This window comes from Micromonospora sp. CNZ297 (genome assembly GCF_007827625.1).
In genome coordinates this window covers 136,127-151,096 of sequence record NZ_VISU01000016.1, presented here as the reverse complement: position 1 = coordinate 151,096, position 14,970 = coordinate 136,127, and the positions used below count along the sequence as shown (strand labels likewise).

Annotated in this window: 25 protein-coding genes; 1 reads left to right on the top strand and 24 read right to left on the bottom strand. The window is 71.5% G+C overall.

Going from position 1 to position 14,970, the window contains the following annotated elements:
* Positions 1–92 precede the first annotated feature (92 nt).
* The 10 genes from FB454_RS24820 to FB454_RS24775 all read right to left on the bottom strand — a co-directional run bounded on the left by FB454_RS24820 (position 93) and on the right by FB454_RS24775 (position 5,394).
* Positions 93–392 carry a hypothetical protein gene (locus tag FB454_RS24820; protein ID WP_145823591.1) on the bottom strand — a complete coding sequence of 100 codons (300 nt, stop codon included), beginning with the start codon at positions 390–392 and terminating at the stop codon, positions 93–95.
* Positions 353–703, bottom strand: coding sequence for a transglycosylase SLT domain-containing protein (locus tag FB454_RS24815; protein ID WP_145823590.1), 351 nt, complete (start codon positions 701–703; stop codon positions 353–355). Before FB454_RS24815 ends, FB454_RS24820 begins: the two co-directional genes overlap by 40 nt.
* Positions 704–715: 12 nt before the next feature.
* Positions 716–1,147, bottom strand: a complete 432-nt coding sequence (locus FB454_RS24810) for a hypothetical protein (RefSeq protein ID WP_222433940.1) — start codon at positions 1,145–1,147, stop codon at positions 716–718.
* Positions 1,147–1,410 (bottom strand): hypothetical protein, encoded by a 264-nt coding sequence (locus tag FB454_RS24805; RefSeq protein WP_145823589.1) that lies wholly within the window; start codon positions 1,408–1,410, stop codon positions 1,147–1,149. The genes FB454_RS24810 and FB454_RS24805 overlap by 1 nt, the downstream gene beginning before the upstream one ends.
* A complete protein-coding gene (locus FB454_RS24800; protein WP_145823588.1) occupies positions 1,410–1,958 on the bottom strand; it encodes a hypothetical protein in 549 nt (182 codons plus the stop codon). Before FB454_RS24800 ends, FB454_RS24805 begins: the two co-directional genes overlap by 1 nt.
* Complete coding sequence (locus tag FB454_RS24795; RefSeq protein ID WP_145823587.1) at positions 1,955–2,734, bottom strand: hypothetical protein; 780 nt, start codon at positions 2,732–2,734, stop codon at positions 1,955–1,957. The genes FB454_RS24800 and FB454_RS24795 overlap by 4 nt, the downstream gene beginning before the upstream one ends.
* An 8-nt stretch (positions 2,735–2,742) precedes the next feature.
* Positions 2,743–3,687 carry a hypothetical protein gene (locus tag FB454_RS24790; protein WP_145823586.1) on the bottom strand — a complete coding sequence of 315 codons (945 nt, stop codon included), beginning with the start codon at positions 3,685–3,687 and terminating at the stop codon, positions 2,743–2,745.
* Positions 3,688–3,813: 126 nt separating this feature from the next.
* Positions 3,814–4,005, bottom strand: a complete 192-nt coding sequence (locus FB454_RS35030; protein ID WP_186461655.1) for a hypothetical protein — start codon at positions 4,003–4,005, stop codon at positions 3,814–3,816.
* A 305-nt stretch (positions 4,006–4,310) separates the two neighbouring features.
* Positions 4,311–4,715, bottom strand: coding sequence for a PIN-like domain-containing protein (locus FB454_RS35025; RefSeq protein ID WP_222433939.1), 405 nt, complete (start codon positions 4,713–4,715; stop codon positions 4,311–4,313).
* Between the two features lie 19 nt (positions 4,716–4,734).
* A complete protein-coding gene (locus FB454_RS24775) occupies positions 4,735–5,394 on the bottom strand; it encodes a DUF433 domain-containing protein (RefSeq protein ID WP_145823585.1) in 660 nt (219 codons plus the stop codon).
* Between the two features lie 209 nt (positions 5,395–5,603).
* On the opposite strand from FB454_RS24775, the gene FB454_RS24770 reads away from it, so the two are divergent.
* Positions 5,604–5,993: a hypothetical protein gene (locus FB454_RS24770; protein WP_145823584.1), complete on the top strand. Its 390-nt coding sequence runs from the start codon at positions 5,604–5,606 to the stop codon at positions 5,991–5,993.
* A gap of 146 nt (positions 5,994–6,139) precedes the next feature.
* Here the strand turns inward: FB454_RS24770 and FB454_RS24765 are convergent, their stop codons facing one another.
* The 14 genes from FB454_RS24765 to FB454_RS35015 form a co-directional block, all read right to left on the bottom strand.
* Positions 6,140–6,424, bottom strand: coding sequence for a hypothetical protein (locus FB454_RS24765; protein WP_145823583.1), 285 nt, complete (start codon positions 6,422–6,424; stop codon positions 6,140–6,142).
* On the bottom strand, positions 6,424–6,810 hold the full coding sequence (locus FB454_RS24760) for a hypothetical protein (RefSeq protein ID WP_145823582.1): 387 nt from the start codon (positions 6,808–6,810) through the stop codon (positions 6,424–6,426). The genes FB454_RS24765 and FB454_RS24760 overlap by 1 nt, the downstream gene beginning before the upstream one ends.
* Positions 6,807–7,313: a hypothetical protein gene (locus tag FB454_RS24755; protein WP_145823581.1), complete on the bottom strand. Its 507-nt coding sequence runs from the start codon at positions 7,311–7,313 to the stop codon at positions 6,807–6,809. Before FB454_RS24755 ends, FB454_RS24760 begins: the two co-directional genes overlap by 4 nt.
* Positions 7,310–7,858 (bottom strand): hypothetical protein, encoded by a 549-nt coding sequence (locus FB454_RS24750; protein WP_145823580.1) that lies wholly within the window; start codon positions 7,856–7,858, stop codon positions 7,310–7,312. Before FB454_RS24750 ends, FB454_RS24755 begins: the two co-directional genes overlap by 4 nt.
* 147 nt (positions 7,859–8,005) lie before the next feature.
* On the bottom strand, positions 8,006–8,194 hold the full coding sequence (locus tag FB454_RS24745) for a hypothetical protein (RefSeq protein ID WP_145823579.1): 189 nt from the start codon (positions 8,192–8,194) through the stop codon (positions 8,006–8,008).
* Between the two features lie 29 nt (positions 8,195–8,223).
* Positions 8,224–8,400, bottom strand: a complete 177-nt coding sequence (locus FB454_RS35020) for a hypothetical protein (protein ID WP_186461652.1) — start codon at positions 8,398–8,400, stop codon at positions 8,224–8,226.
* 118 nt (positions 8,401–8,518) lie between these two features.
* Complete coding sequence (locus FB454_RS24740) at positions 8,519–9,529, bottom strand: N-6 DNA methylase (protein WP_145823578.1); 1,011 nt, start codon at positions 9,527–9,529, stop codon at positions 8,519–8,521.
* 93 nt (positions 9,530–9,622) lie between these two features.
* Entirely contained in the window at positions 9,623–9,904 is a 282-nt protein-coding gene (locus tag FB454_RS24735; protein WP_145823577.1) for a hypothetical protein, read from the bottom strand.
* A 30-nt stretch (positions 9,905–9,934) separates the two neighbouring features.
* Positions 9,935–10,246: a hypothetical protein gene (locus FB454_RS24730; RefSeq protein ID WP_145823576.1), complete on the bottom strand. Its 312-nt coding sequence runs from the start codon at positions 10,244–10,246 to the stop codon at positions 9,935–9,937.
* Between the two features lie 165 nt (positions 10,247–10,411).
* On the bottom strand, positions 10,412–11,014 hold the full coding sequence (locus tag FB454_RS24725; protein WP_145823575.1) for a hypothetical protein: 603 nt from the start codon (positions 11,012–11,014) through the stop codon (positions 10,412–10,414).
* A 163-nt stretch (positions 11,015–11,177) separates the two neighbouring features.
* Positions 11,178–11,516: a hypothetical protein gene (locus FB454_RS24720; RefSeq protein ID WP_145823574.1), complete on the bottom strand. Its 339-nt coding sequence runs from the start codon at positions 11,514–11,516 to the stop codon at positions 11,178–11,180.
* Between the two features lie 9 nt (positions 11,517–11,525).
* A complete protein-coding gene (locus FB454_RS24715) occupies positions 11,526–12,353 on the bottom strand; it encodes a hypothetical protein (protein ID WP_145823573.1) in 828 nt (275 codons plus the stop codon).
* 65 nt (positions 12,354–12,418) lie between these two features.
* The gene (locus tag FB454_RS24710; RefSeq protein ID WP_486485452.1) at positions 12,419–14,128 is read right to left on the bottom strand and encodes a major capsid protein; all 1,710 of its coding nucleotides are present in this window, start codon (positions 14,126–14,128) and stop codon (positions 12,419–12,421) included.
* 676 nt (positions 14,129–14,804) lie between these two features.
* Complete coding sequence (locus FB454_RS35015; RefSeq protein WP_186461651.1) at positions 14,805–14,963, bottom strand: hypothetical protein; 159 nt, start codon at positions 14,961–14,963, stop codon at positions 14,805–14,807.
* Positions 14,964–14,970: the final 7 nt, after the last annotated feature.

Here is a 14,970-nt window from a genome sequence, read left to right as displayed (position 1 = left end):
CGGCTATGACAGCTCGGAACGCGTCCCATCAAACATGAGCTGCGACGGGTCTGGAGGCAGCCAGCTAAACAGGCTGGCACCCAGCCCGGACATCAACTGGAGCCTGACAGCGCCCGGGCGAAACTCTGGTCGGTCTCCTCGTCGGACCACTCCTCGCGGCCCTCCATCTCCGCGTCGACGGGCGGGGCCTCCAACGCCTGCCGGAACTTCGCCACGTCCTTCTCCGTGCCGCCCTCCACCCACCAGGCGTAGATCACGTCCAGCAGCGACGGCAGCGGCAGGTCCAGCGGCTCCCGCCCGGTGCGCAGCAGCAGCGTCCCGTGGAACTCGGGCCAGCGCCTGACCGCCAGGGTCAGGAGGCGCTGCCCGACCCAATAGGGCGGCCGGACCACTCCTCGCACACGTGCTGGAAGATCGCCATGGCGTCGGTGAAGTCGAAGCTGTCCTCGGTGGACAGCAGCCGCTTGCGGAACACCGCCAGGCTCGCCGGCTCCAGCGTCTGCTCGAAGAAGTCGAGCACCGCCGCCACCTGGTCGGCCTCTGTCCGGCTCGACGACGCCGCCGCCATCAGGTACGCCAGCTGCGCGTCCTTCGGCGCCCGGCACACCATGTCCACTCCGTCCAGCTTGAATGGCACGTCCGGCAGCTTCTTCTCGCCGCCGTCCTGCTTCGCCACCTTCGCGCTGGTCGTGAACTCCCGCATCCTGTCTCCTCACTACGAGCGAACGAGCCGGAACCCCTCCGGCACCGCCACCTCTTCCATCGCCTCCCGCAGCCACGGCTGCGCCCGCGTCCCCGGGTGGTTCACCAGGCTGGTGAACACCACCTGGCCGCCCGTCGCGAACCGCAGCATCCCGCCCGGCCGGCGGGGCCGGATGACGTGCGCCCCGGTGCCGTCGTGCACCGCCGCCGCGTACTCGACGTCGTTCTCCACGAACCCGTACACCTGGCCCGCCCGCACGCCGACCTCCTCGCGGTGCGCCGCCCGCAACCGGCCCGTGTCCACTGGGCACTTGAGCACCGCCCGGGTCCGCACCTTCCGGGTCACGCTGCGGACGAACGCCAGCACCGGCCCCGTCGGGCCGGTCAGCAGCTTGCGCACCTCGCCGGCGAACAGGTCGACGCGGGGTCGGACCACGACCGCCATCAGCGGCCCCGTGCTCGTCTCGTCCTGCCGTCGCCGTCGCCGTCGCCCGGCGTTGTCGGCGCCGGGGTCGGCTCGGTGCCGTCCGGCGCGTCGGGCGCCGCGGTGGCCGCCTGCTCGGCGTCCTCGCCCTCCAGGACCTCGTACCGGCCGGCGTCGACGAGCGTCGCCAGCCGCGGCCCCCACTCCAGGTGCTGCACCGCGCCGTCCTCGACGCCGGGCATCGCCGTCAGCGCCCGCACCGTCACCTTCTGGCCCTTGCGCATCAGCCGTCCTCCTCGCACACGCAGATGTTCGTCATCACCGCGACCAGGACCTCCTGGCCGACGCAGCCGCCGGACGGGCCGACGCTGGACTGCTCCCCGATCCACACCGCCTCGACGGCCGGCAGCTTCTGCATCTCGCACAGCACCGTCCGCCGGATCCGGCCGGCGTCGTCGGCCAGCTCCGCCGCGCTGCGCTCGAGCTGCGCCGCCGTCGGCGGGTTCCCCGCGTCGTCGATCGTCGGCGCGCACCGGGCGCTGCCCGCCCCCAGCTCCACCGCCCAGAACACGCCCGGGTCGGCGCCCTCGTCGAGCGCCGAGCCCCGCCCGTTCGGGAACTCGCCGGGATCCACCGGGTACGTCCGCACGATCCGCACCCACGCCTGGCCCTCGCAGCACGAGTCGATCGCCACATCCCGGCCGGGCACCACCGACACCACCGCCGGGGTGCCGCCGAGCGCCCCGTCCAGCGCGCCGCCGACGAGCTCGCGCAGCTTCACCGCCACCGGCCACGCCACGTCGTCGACGGGCTCCACCACAGGCTCGGTCACGACGTCCTCCTTCGTCCACGGTCCAGGTCCGGCGACCACACCACCGAGTCGCGCGGCAGCCGGTTCGGGTTCACCACCCGCAGCCACTGGTCGACCTCCGGCAGCCCGGTCATGCCGTCGCGGGCGAGCTGCGCCGGGTCGACGAACGACGCCTGCACGCCCTGCCGCACCAGCGTCTGCACCCGCCGGGGCAGCCGGCACGTCGTGTCGGCGACCATCGCCTTCGCCACCTCGCACGCGTACGTGCCGGCGGCGACCTTCCCGCCGGCCGGCACCTCCACGCCCCGCTGGTAGGTGACCGCCCACGCGCCCGGCTGGTCGTCGGCCTTCGTCAGGTCCTGCCCGCTCGGCCAGCTCCCACCATCGAGGCGCATCAGCCACCGCCGGTCGTACACCGCGTACGCCGCCGCCGGCAGCTCCTGGCCGTCGATGACAACCCGGGTTACCGCGTGGACCGGGCCGGGCAGGGTCAGCTCCGTCCCGGTGGGCCCGCAGGCGCAGCCGAGGCCGGGGCAGCCGCAGAAGCCGGCCGCCACGCTGCCGTACGGCAGGTCCAGCCACGACTCCCACCGCCGCCACGCCTCGCCGTCGCCGCGCCGCACCGGCCGCACCGTCGACGAGCACAGGCCGAACCGGCGGCCGGACAGCGCCCACAGGACCTCCGTCGCCAGGTCCGTCGCCGCCGTCCGCACCGCCTCGTCGTGCTGCTCCCAGCCCTTGCAGTACGCCGTGTTCAGCGGCCACGCGCACGGGCCGGTCCGCGCCGGCTGCGTCACCGTCTACCTCAGGCCGGGGCCGGGGCGACGAACGACTTGAAGCGCTCCGCGCCGCTGGCCGTGTGCCTGACCGTGATGAGGTACACGCCGGCCGCCCCGTACTGGTGGCTGACCGTGGCGGCCATCGCCGGCCCGGCGGACGACGCCCCGTCGCCCCAATCCACCGTGTACGTGTCGTTCGGCGCGGCCGGCACGTACGTCGGCGCGAACTGCGCCGTCATGTTCGTCGCGTCGGTGCCCGAGGCCGTCACGTTCCCGTCCGGCGGCCGCGGGGTCAGCCCGCACGTCGGCGCCGGCGGCGGCAGGTACGTCCAGTCGAGGTGCAGCAGGTCCTCGTCGCCCATCGGGTCCATCAGCCGCGCGACGCCCGTCTTGCGCAGGTAGACGTCGTACGGCCCGGTCCCCCACCCCGGGTTCTCGATCGCCTTGCCGGTCAGCGTGAAGCTCGCCGCCCCGTTCTCGACCGTGAAGTCCCCGATCTGCCCGTCGATGATCTGCGGGAGCAGGAAGTACCCGAACCGCGGCCGCTGCACCGCGCCGGCCACGCACTTCTTGAGCGACGTCCCCGACCACAGCTCCAGCGCCACCGCGGTGTCGAGGTTCACCTTGCTGGTGATCCTCATGCCGGTCGCGTTGCCGTCCTCGTCGAGCACCACGGGCATCCCCGTGAACAGCGTGTACAGCTCCGGGTCGACCCGCCCGGCCGTCACCGTCACGTTGTACAGCTTGATCCGCCGCCGGGCCGGCTCGTACACCAGCGGGTCGCCGTTGGCATCCTTCTGGTCGATCTCCTCGCCGTCGTCGACCTCGGCCCCGTACTCGACCGAGACGAAGCCCTTCGACGTGACGTGGACCGGCCATCCTCCGGCGCCCAGGATCGGGTCGCCGCACACCCCGAGCTTCGTGGCCCGGAGCATCTTCCCCTTCACCGGGGTGTCGCACACTGCGGTCATTTGGCATCCCTCAACAGCGAAGGTCCATGCCCGGCCCGCAGCCAGCGGCGAATACCCCGCCAGCGTAGCCGAGAGGGCGCTGGCCCCGGGTGGGACACAGCGCCCTCGTCGACGAGCTGCCGGCCGCTACTTCCGCGCCGCCGGGTGGTTGCCCCGCACCAGGTCGCGAATCAGCGCCTCGATCTGCTCGGCCCGGCCGTTCGGCACCCGGAACTCGCGGGCGTTGACGGTGGCCCACCGGCGCGGGCGGGTCGCCCGCAACGTCTGCACCTTGATCGACGCGCCGAGCGTCAGTCGGGAGGAGATCCGGCCACTCACGGCGGACGATGCGAAGGCGATCCTGGCGGCGGCGGCCGGGCGGCGTAACGCGGCCCGCTGGTCCGTGACGCTGGCCCTCGGGCTCCGACAGGGGGAGGCGCTGGGACTGACATGGGAATGCGTCGTGCACACGGATAGGAATCCGCCGTTGCTCCGTGGGAGGCGACTGCGCTCGGCCCAAGGTCGGATGCCGACGCCGGTATCTCCGAGGCGATCAAGGGAGGCGTACAGCGGCCCTGATCCCTGGCCCGGCGTGGCCCGGTGGCGACAACTCGATCATACGACGACCGAGTGACAGCCGTCGATCACCGGGGGCGCGGAACCCGTCGCCGCTGGGCTTCGGCTCGCCGCCGCTCATACGGCACGACGCCGGTGGGCATCAGCCAGTAGACGTTCGGCTTCCGTGCGGCAGCCAGCGCGCAGATATCCCTGAGGTTGAACGAGAGCAGCTCCACGATCTGCGCCCGCGTCGCGTTGCCCGGCAGCATGAACATGTGGACCTTCGCGTCCAGGTACGCCTTCAGCTCCAGCTCGCGATCAAGGATGTGCTGATCGCGACAGAAGACCACCCACCCCCGCTGCCCAACGACGGGAAGCCATCGCTGGTCCTCGACCCGTTTCTCTAACTGCTCCCTGCTGAAGACCGAGGCGGGGGTGTGGACCGCGTAACCAAGTTCTTCGAAGAACCGCCGAACCGTGCGTCCGGTCATGTTCTCGTCGATGTAGAACTCAGGCGGCGCGGCCAAGGAGGATGCGGGTGGCGGTTCGAACGTCGCCGATGCTGAGTCCGAACTCCTCCGCGACCGCGTCAGCGTCCTCACCCGCCTTAATCATCCCGGCGACGTCCGCCACCCTGGTCCCGGTACCCGCGAAGACAGGCTGCCCGAAGGAATGGTGCAGATCGACGACCACCTTGGACGGCAGCCAGTGCCGTAGCTCAAGCTGCGCCGGGTAGCCGTCGCTGTCCCACGCGATGTAGGACATGTAGTCCTGGACGATCTCGCGGATGACGTGCTGGCCCGTGTCACCCGCGATCAGGCCCGAGCCCGCCCTGCTCTTGGAGAAGTCCCAGAGGACGTCGATCCCGTCGGTCGCCAGTTCCTTTGCTACGAGCACGTAGTCACGCCCGAACTCTTCCTGGAGTCGGTTGAGAGCCGGACGGATCTTCTGGGGTCGAACGCCCGCATCGCGCAGCGCCTCCAGGACGTGACCCTCGGCCAGCGCAATGAACGTCACCGGCAGCGACGTCTGCTCGCGCTCGATGACATGCAGCAGGGCCTCCCCCCGCTGGTAGCCCCGAGCCCACCGGTGGAACGTTTGCTGAGGGACACGCAGGTAGCGGCTCGCGTCAGTCAGGTTGAGCAGGCCCTCCGTGAAGCGGGCATCCATCTCCGACACCATCCCGGTAAGCCCCCCTTCACCGAGTCACGACCTCGCCAACAACGTCAGATTGCCACATCCCCTGCGCCCAAGGCATCAGGAGATCGCCCACATGTCTACGAGTTGTGTCCGGGAGGGCGACCTCGGCTGCATCCACTCCCCTGCCAACATCCGTCAGAAACCTTTACCGAGGGCAGTTGCTGCATTACGCATCGAGCATGAAGATGCTTCGCCGTTACTGGGGGCTCGTCGCGCTCCTGCTGTTGGTGACGCTGTGGTGGACCGGCAACGCAGGCCCCGAGCTGCTCTACCTGCTCTCCGGCGGCGTGATGATCTGGTCGCTCCTCCAGGCGCCTGCTTGGTGCGGTGCCGTGACGCGCAGACGCGCGGTCACTTGCAGGAACAACTCCTACGGCCTGCTGCTCGGCTGCCACCTGCGGGAACACCGCTGGCAGAAGTTCAAGCTCCTGTTCTACTCGCGCCGCTGGGCGGACTTTAGCCGTGGGACTTGGGCGACACCAAGCGCGAAGCTGGCCACCGTGTCGGGCCTCATCGGCACCGTCTCGGCCATCGCGACCGGTGTAAAGGACTTCGTGTTGCCGTCATGAGGACCATGCTTGCGGCGGAAGCTCCGACGTGCACCGCCCGCATGGCGAGCATCTGCCGGCAGTGCTTCCTCCACAGTGAACGGGGCCGTACCCGAAGGCACGGCCCCGATCCTGCCAACCAGCGGCAACAGCCGCCACCCGGCCGGTTACAGCTCCCGGCCGTCGATCACCTCCAGCTCCGCGCCCAGCTCAGCGACCTTGGCCCGCACGCTCTCGCCCACCTCGTCCCAGGCCTCGCCCGTCACCACCACGGCGCTGCGGCTGTCGCCCTTGATCCAGGTCACCATCACCGCCGTGCGGACGTCGAGGACCTGCCCGGTCCGCTCGCAGGTGATCTGCCGCATCACCGCGTACCGCAGCACCTCCCGGTTGAGGAACTTCTCCCGGTCGGCGTCGTTGTCGGCCATCAGGGCCGCCAGCACGTCGTTCATCAGTACCGCCCCGCCGGGACCGGCTGCGACCACCGCGCCGTCCCTTCGACGATCCGGCCACGGCACCGCCCGCACACCACGGCGGGCGGCGGACCCTGCGCCAGGTCGACCGGCACCTGCACGACCCCCTTGCAGCCCTGGCAGGGCATCGGCAGCAGCCGGGGCAGCCGCATCCCGAGCAGCAGCATGTCCCGGGGCACCAGCGTCTCCCTCGGCTGCCCGCCGCCGTGCGGCAGGATCACCAGGTTGACGCACGTCGGGAAGTCCCGCACCTGCTGCACGTCGGCGACCTCCACCACCTGCCCGAACAGCAGCACCTGGTCGCGGCGCTGCAACTCCTCGGTCCGGACCGTCGGGTCCGCCGGCTTCCTCGTCTCGACGGTCACGCCGCCGCCTCCTCTCGCTCCAGCCAGCAGTACCTGGCCTCGATATCGGTCACCAGTTGCGTCGTCAGGTCCGCCCACACGTCGGCGGGCAGGGTCGCCAGGTGGTGCCACCGGCCGCCGTGCGCCGCGTAGACGTGCAGCGCGCCGAGCCCGTGCTCCCACAGGTACGCCCAGCCCTCGTCGTGGAACGGCTGGTCGGCGCCCATCAGCCCGACGGCCGCCGGGCTGCACACCCGGTCGCTGTAGCCCCGGCCGACGCCGCACACGTACGTCCACTCCGGCCGGCGTTCGGCCACCAGGTCCACCGGCCAGTGCGTGACCGCCAGCAGCGACCAGTGCCGGTGCAGCAGCTGCCGCACCATCGCCGCGGTGTCGCCCTGGAAGGTGCGGGCCCACATGACCCGCATCTGCGCGAGGGTCCAGCTGGGCTGGCCCTCCAGCTCGACCAGGCGGGCCCGGTACCACCGGCTGTCCGGGGCGAAGTGCCCCACCAGCGCCCTCACCGGCCGGCCTGCATCAGTTGGATGCGGGTCGAGTCGCGGGCCGCCTCGCGGACGGCCTCCATGTAGCCGCGGTAGTCGGACGCCCGCCACTGCGCCGCGTAGCCCGCCTTCTGGACCTCCAGCAGGTCCAGCTGCGACAGGTCGCCCAGCTCGTGCAGCGACCAGCACGCCCACGCTTCCCACCGCTTCGGGCCGCGCTCGGGGAACACCCCCAGGTAGACGTGCAGCCGGTGGCCGCCGAACAGGTACGCCCACTCGCGGTCGCCCGCGCGGGCCTCGGCGATCCGGCCGAACTGCACCGGGTAGCCCTCGGTGGGCACGCCGACCAGGTGGCCGGTCGGCCCGGTGCCGGGCACCGCGAACAGCCGCGACCAGTCGGTTTGCAACAGCACCGCCGCCGCCCGCTCCGGGCGGTGGCCGCACAGCTCGTGCACCAGCACCGACAGGGCCGGGACGACCATCGTCGGGCAGCCGTCGTGCTGGACGTGCCGCGCCACGTACGTGCCGTTGGCACCTTCGGTGCCGACCAGCGCGCGTAGACCCATGGTTTACCTCCACGTGAACCGGGTCTTGCTTCGGACAGTTACCTTGCGCTGTCCGGCCGCAATCGTCAATAGCGGCCGTACAGCAGAACCCCGGCTAGGGGCTCCGCACCGGAGCCGGACACCCGCCCGGCCCCGCCTACGCAGCCACTAGTCGACGTCCGCCGGCCGCGCGTCGCACTCGTCGACCGGCTCGTCCGCGTGCGGGCAGTCCGGCTGGTGCGGGTCGGCGATGTGCTCGCGGCAGTGCACGCAGCGGTCCTCGCCGTCGTAGCAGTGGCCGCCCGGCCTGCACTGCACCGCAGCGCGCTTGCCGGCCTGGATCGTCCTCTTGCCCATCTCGCTCTCTCCTCGCCCTCGGTCCCTGCTCACGCGCGCCGCATCCGCAGCGTCCGGCCCTCGTAGCTCGTCGACTTGTTGGCGTAGACGAAGCCCTCGGGCGCGCGGGCGTCGACGTCCACCCACTCGTCGCGCACGTACCGGGTGCGGTAGACCGCCCCGCCACGCCACTCGGTCACCTCGAAGAGCTCCACCAGCTTCTCCATCTCCGCCTCCACTGCTCAGGGTGCGCGTGCTGTACACATTCATTGTATGCGACCGACTCCCCCGCGTACACGTTCTATGTACGTGGGGGGCCGTGTAGCGCGTCACACAACCGGCCGGTCAGAACAGCCGGCCCTGCCGGAACACCGCCTCCGCGTCGAACGTCGACGAGTCCGGCGCCGGCGGCGGCGGGGGCGGCGGGGGCGGCGGCTTCGGCCGCGCCTTCCGCATGTGCCGCTCCAGCGGGCTCTCCGGCGTCGGCAGGTCCAGCACGTTCCGCACGGCGCGGATCTGCATGGCGAGCTGCCACGCGCGCCGCATCTCGTCGATCGCGATCTGCCGGTGCTCCAGGGCCTCGTGCATCCAGGCGTCCAGCAGCCCGTCACCGCAGCCGACGACCACTCGCCAGCCCAGCCCCCACAGGTGCACGTTCACCGCGCACAGCGCCGCGGCGAGCGGGTCCAGGTCGTTCGCCCACCACTCGCACGTCGTCGGGTCGAGGCCGTTCTCCCGCATGGCCCGCGCCGCGCCGAGGAACATCGTGCCCGTGCCGGCGCACGGCTCCAGGATCCGGTCGCCCTCCTTCGGCGCCGCCATCCGGCCGAGCAGCTCCGTCACGTCGACCGGCGTCAGGAACTGGCCGATGCCCTTCCGCCCGCCGTGGCTCTTCATCTGCTGGAGCAGCGTCCCGAGCAGGTCGTAGTCACCCCACCCGTCCGGCCCGAACCGGCCGAGCAGCCCGCGCCGCAGCGCCGCCTGGCCGACCGCGTGGATCGCCCTCTGCGTCGTCTCGTCCGGCTCGTCGTCGATCCACGACCACAGGTGCTTCGTCCGCGGGTTCAGGTCCGGTCGCAGCGCCGCGAACTCGCACCACAGCCGCTGGATCAGCAGCGTGAACCCCTCGTGGTCGAGGCGCTCCGCCATCTCGCCCACCCGGTCGAGCTGGTCGGCGGCCGGCGCCTCCCGCGCCAGCACCGCCAGGACGGCCACCACCGACATCGGCACCTCGATCCGCGAGCCGCCGTACCGGCTGTGCCACGCCTCGTCGACCGCCTCCGCGATCATCCGCGCGTGCTCGCGCGGGTCGGCCGGCACGGCGTTCGCGCGCCGCGCCACCGTCGTTGTCGTCATGCTCTTCCTCCACGTGAACTGCCGGCGGCCCTCCCGCCGGCGGGAACGGCAGCGCCCCCGCAGCCAGCACGGCTGCGGGGGCGCTCGGGCGGCTCAGACCAGCCGCAACAGCTCCATCTCCGGTACGCCCACCACCGTCGCGTTGGTCAGGTCGTAGAAGTTCAGGCGCACGCTCCCGGCAAACTCCTCCTTGACCGCCACGGCGTGCGCGTCCTCCATCACCCGCGACCAGTCGACGCGCGGCGCGCTCTCGTGCCGCCGCTCGGCCAGCGCGTCCAGGTCGAACGTCACGACGTCGCCGTCCTCCACCTCGGACAGCGCGACGACCTCCCACTGGTCGGCGGTCGGCTCGGTCTCCATCAGCTCGATGCTCACGGTCAGCTCCCTCTCTCTCGTCTCGCTCGCTCAGCACATCCCGCAGACGCCCGACGCCGGCAGCTCGCAGAAGCAGCTGTCGCACAGCCGCTTCCGCACGGCCGCGATCTCCCGCGCGTTCACCCGCGCCTGCCGCTCCCGCTCGATCCGCTCGCGCTCGGCCAGCACCCGCGCGTTGTGCTCGCGCACCCGCCGGTTGTGGGCCATGCGGGCACGCTCCTGCTCCTCCGTCTCGCGCGGGATCAGCCCCTGGCCCGAGGTCACGCGCCACCGGATGTTCTCGGTGAACGCCTCCAGGGCGGCGATCGTCGCCTGCATCTCGTAGCTCATCTCCTTGGCCATCGGGCACTCCTCACGCAGTCGGGGCGGCTTGCTGTACAACTTCATTGTATGCGAACGCCAGGCCTGCGTACAAGTTTTATGTACGCCTCGGGCTGTGGAGCGGGCCACACAACCACGACGCCCCCCGCGCCCACGTGGGGCGCGAGGGGCGTCGGACCGCTCGGCTCAGAACTGCTGGTTGAACAGGTCGTGCGTGTAGCAGTGCCAGTACGTCTCCTCGTTGGCGAAGCCCCGGCACTGGTAGTGGTCGTCCGCCTTCGCCGGCTCGACCTTCGTCACCTCGGCCGCCAGCAGCACCCAGGTCACCTCGTTCTCGGCGTCGATCACCCACACCCGGCCGTCGATCACCTGGTCGACCTTGCCGCGGTGCGCCGTGCGGCCCAGCGTCCAGGTCACCTCGTCGCGCTCGGCCAGCTCGGGCGCCGGCTTCGGCCGCGCCGCCTTCACCCTCTCGGCGACGAGCGCCAGGGCCTGCCGCCGCTCGGCCACCTTCATCAGCGCCGCGTCGACCGCCGCCGCCTTGTCGCTCACGGCGGCCAGCAGGTCGCCGCGCACCGACGTCCGCAGGTCGCCCGCCTTCGCGGTCACCACCGCGTCCTCGGTCGCCCCGGTGAGCTCGGCGGCGTGCCGCGCCAGCTCCCGCTCGGCCTCCACCACCGACCGCGCCAGCTGGGCGATCAGGCCCCACTGGTCGGCGGCCTCGGCCTCGACGCCGAACTGTGCGGCCAGCTCGTTGACCCGCTCCTGCATCTCTCTGTCCTCCTGCATAGGTGGCGCGTTGCGTACATCTTCATTGTATGCGAGTTTCAGCCTCGCGTACAAATTTTATGTACGCCTCGGGCCGTGGAGCGGGTCACACAAAAAGCGCCGCCCCACCTGGCACGGGGAAGAAGCCAGGTGGGGCGGCGCGGCCCAGGGCGAGGGGTACCGGTCAGCTCCGCGAGCTGCGCGAGGTCGACCGGGACGCCTTCGCCGGCGGCTGGGAGGAACCGTCCGCCGGCTTGGCGTCCGCCCCGGACCCGTCGGCCCCGGCGTCAGCCGACGTGCCCTGCGCGGTGACCTCAGCCTCCGCGGGAGCCTCCACACGCTGCCGGCCGTCGCCGGAGCTCAGCACCTTGTCCGCCAGGTCGTCCGGCACGTCGAACGCCAGCCCCACCGGGCCGTCCGTCGTCGTCCGCACCTCGAAGCGGCGCTCCTCGCCGGCCGCCTCCAGCAGCTCCTTCGCGAGGACCTGCGCGTCCGCGCGGTCCTTCGGGTAGATCACCGTCATGTCACCCTCCTACGCCGGCACGGCCGGCAGCTTGACCTTCACCGCCGCCGTCGTGCAGCTCCACCCCACCGTGTAGAACCGCTCCGCGACGGCGAACACCTCGTTGTCCTTGCGGTCCAGGGCCTCCGGCAGCTTCGGCAGGAACACCATCGACCGCCGCACCATCACCGGCCCCGTCGCGTACAGCCACGCCTCGTCGTCACCCGGCGCGGCGCCACCCGGGCCCACGCCGGTCGTCTGCGCGAACACGATCGGGTCGCCCAGCGGGGCCACCATGCGCGGACCCTCGACCCGCGTCAGGCCCTTCCCCACGAACCACCCGGCCGTCCACCTCGGAGCCCACACCGCGCCGAGCACCCCGGCCCGGTCGGCGATGTGCGCCTCCAGCCGGCCGACGCCCTCCTCCAGCGGCACCGGCGCCACGTCCGAGCCCGCCAGGACCTCCGTGTCGGCCGCCGCCAGGAACTCCTCGCTCCCGGCCTCGCCGGTCCACACGTAGTGCTCCAGCGACTGCTGCTCGACCTGGCCCATCGCCCGCCGCGCCCGGTCGATCAGGTCCGGCCGGGCCACCGACCGGCCGGTCAGGCCGGCGTACAGCCGGATCACCGCCGACTGCACCGACGGCACCCCGTCCGGCACCGCCATCGGCGCGCGGTCCGGGTCCGAGGCCGCCGCCGCGCTCGTCGGCGCGGGCGCGTCGACGCACAGCGGCTCCCACTCCACGCCGGCCTGGAACTCGCGCTGGTCGGCCGGGTCGACCACGACCGCCGCCGCGAACAGCCCGAAGCGGTACGGCGTCGTCGCCGGAGCGTCCACGTACACCAGGGGCTGCGTCACCCGTCATCTCCTCACCGGCTGGAGGCCGCGCCCAGCGCGGGCACGGCCCCGACCAAACGGGTAGCTCAGACCGCGGAGCAGTCGAAGGCGACTGTCGACCCGGTCACGCCGGTCGGGCACAGCGGCACCGACACCTTGTAGGACACGAAGCACCGCTTCACCAGCAGCGTCGCCTGCTCGGTGAACAGGGCGATGTACTCGTTGTCCTTCAGCTTCGTGCTGTCGTAGACCGCCGACAGGTCGATGATCGGCTTGGTGCCCTTCACCCACGTGCCCGGCGCGTAGATCAGCAGGTCCGCGGTGCCCGGCCACTGGCCCGGGGCGGCGCTGCCGCCGAAGCCGTTGCCGCCCGCGTCGGCGTACCCGTCCTGCCAGTCGTAGACGAACTGCGGGCGCAGGTGCCGCCTGGTGAACCACGCCGTGATCTGCTCATCGGTCACGTCGAGGTAGTTCACCCCGGCCCGCCGGCTCATGTCGGCGCGGATCCAATCGATCAGCCACAGCGGCGCCACGCACTCCAGCAGCTGCCGCCGGCTCAGCCGGTAGCGGTACCGGTAGTCCGTCGCCGCGAGGGAGATCGCGCCGAGCAGCGCGGTCGTCGTCTCGTCGCCGTCGACGTCGCCACCGAGGGTCAGCGCGAACTGCGTCGACTGTGCCGGGGCGGTGGCCATCCGCTGAATCAGCCGCGCGTTGATCTTGTGCTCGTGGGCGGTCAGCGCCCGCCGCACCACGTCCCGGGTCAGCTCCGGCCACACCGCGTTCTGCACGATGTCCTGCTCGATCTGCACCCCGTCCACCTCGAGGCGCGTCTCCGCCCAGTTCACCGTCGGCACCCGGTACGAGGACTTGTCCACCCCCGCGGTGCTGTCGGCCTCGGTCTGCACGAACCCGATCCCCGAATACAGGTCCCGGAAGTCCAGGTTGGCGGGGACCTTGATACCGCCGCCGCGCGGGATCGTGATGCCCGGAAGGTCCAGCAGGCCCTCGGTCGTTTCCAGGCCCTCGCACAGCTCCCACAGCGTCTCCGACGGGGCACCCCACCCGCCGGCCGCGACGAGGTTGCCGCCCGACAGCCGCGACTCCGACGCGGCCAGATCCACCAGCTCCATGTCGGTCAGGCCCCTGCCCCCAGCGACAAGTGCCTGGTCGACGGGCAGCTCCACCCGGGCCACGTTCTGCTTGATGCGGGTCGCCACCCCCACCCCACGCGGGAAGCCGGCGAACTTGTCGTCGAACGCCGACGCGACCTCCGACACCGAGGAGAACACGTGCCCGTGCGGCACGTTCGGCACGTCGGCCGCCGCCTTGATGACCGCCGACTTACCGGCGCTGGTCACCTTCGGCTTCGGCTGACGGCGGGCCGCCCGGCGGGCCAGCGACGCGACGACCGGCCTCGGCTGCTGCTGCGCCGGCTCCTCGGCCGCCGGCTCCTCGGCCGGCGCCTCCTCCGCTGGCTCTTCCTCGGCCGGCTCCTCCTCGGCTTCGCCGCCGTCGCCCTCGTCACCGTCGCCATCGCCGCCCTCCGGAGCGCCGTGCACCGTCGCGGTCAGGTCGTCCAGCTCGGAGGCGACCTGCTCCGCCGCCTGCTCGATCCGCGCCTGCTCGGTACGCACCGACTGAACGAACGCGGCCAGCTCACGCAGCCGGGCGAGGCCGTCCGCGTCCAGGGCCGGGTCGTCGCGGAGAGCGTCGAACGCCGCAACGGCCTGGCTCTCCAGCTCGGTCAGCGCATCGAGATCGAGCCCGTCCAGGCTCGGAGGGATCTGAAAGTCCACCGTCGGCTCCTCAGCACGGTAGGGATCTCGTCCCGACCGGCCCGCAGCCAGCATCGGCGGTTCAGCGCACAGCGTAACCCACCATGCGACAAGCGCCCGGCTGCGACGATGGTGGTCGACCGGGGGTTTCGGCAGCCGCCGTCATCCTCCGTGGCTACAACCTGCGTGAGCCGCCAACGCAGCCCCACTCGAAGGCGGAACGGCAGTGTGTAACTGCCCACCACCACGCCTGAGTCGCAGGCGCCTACACGGGCAGCGACGACAAGAGGAGTTGGAAGCACCGAGCAGGAAAGGTGGGCATGTCATGAAGCCCAGTACCGCCAGGTAGGTACGCAACAGTGGGAGAAACCGCGAGCTGGATCGCCGCGGTTACTCCCCTATCGATCCCAGTGCTGCTCATCGTCTCGGCTCACTATTTTGTGGGGCGGGTCGAGAGGACGGGCGGACACGTCGAGGTCGAGTGGAAAGCCGTTGCGTTCCGCATCAAGTGTTCGTTCTCGCCAGAAAACCCTGGCGATCCACCCATCGGACATCAGCACCAGGCAGTACCGCCTGACGTGAACCCGGAAGGAAGTCCCCCGGAGCTCACCCCAGGCGCCGCTGGCCCCGGGAACGGGGGTGGCGGCCCATGACATAGACGCTGCGGTGCGGCGCCACCAGGGCGCCGCACCGCTGCCTACTTCTGCACCTGGCGGATCGTGCCACCGCCGCCCTTTCGCACATCGGCGATCTCCGCGTCCGTCTTCGACGCGTACTCGCCGCCCTGCCAGCCGTCGCCGTAGGACAGCACGAACACGCTGCTGCCCCGACGCTTGTTGCCGCAGTTGCAACCCACAGCTTCC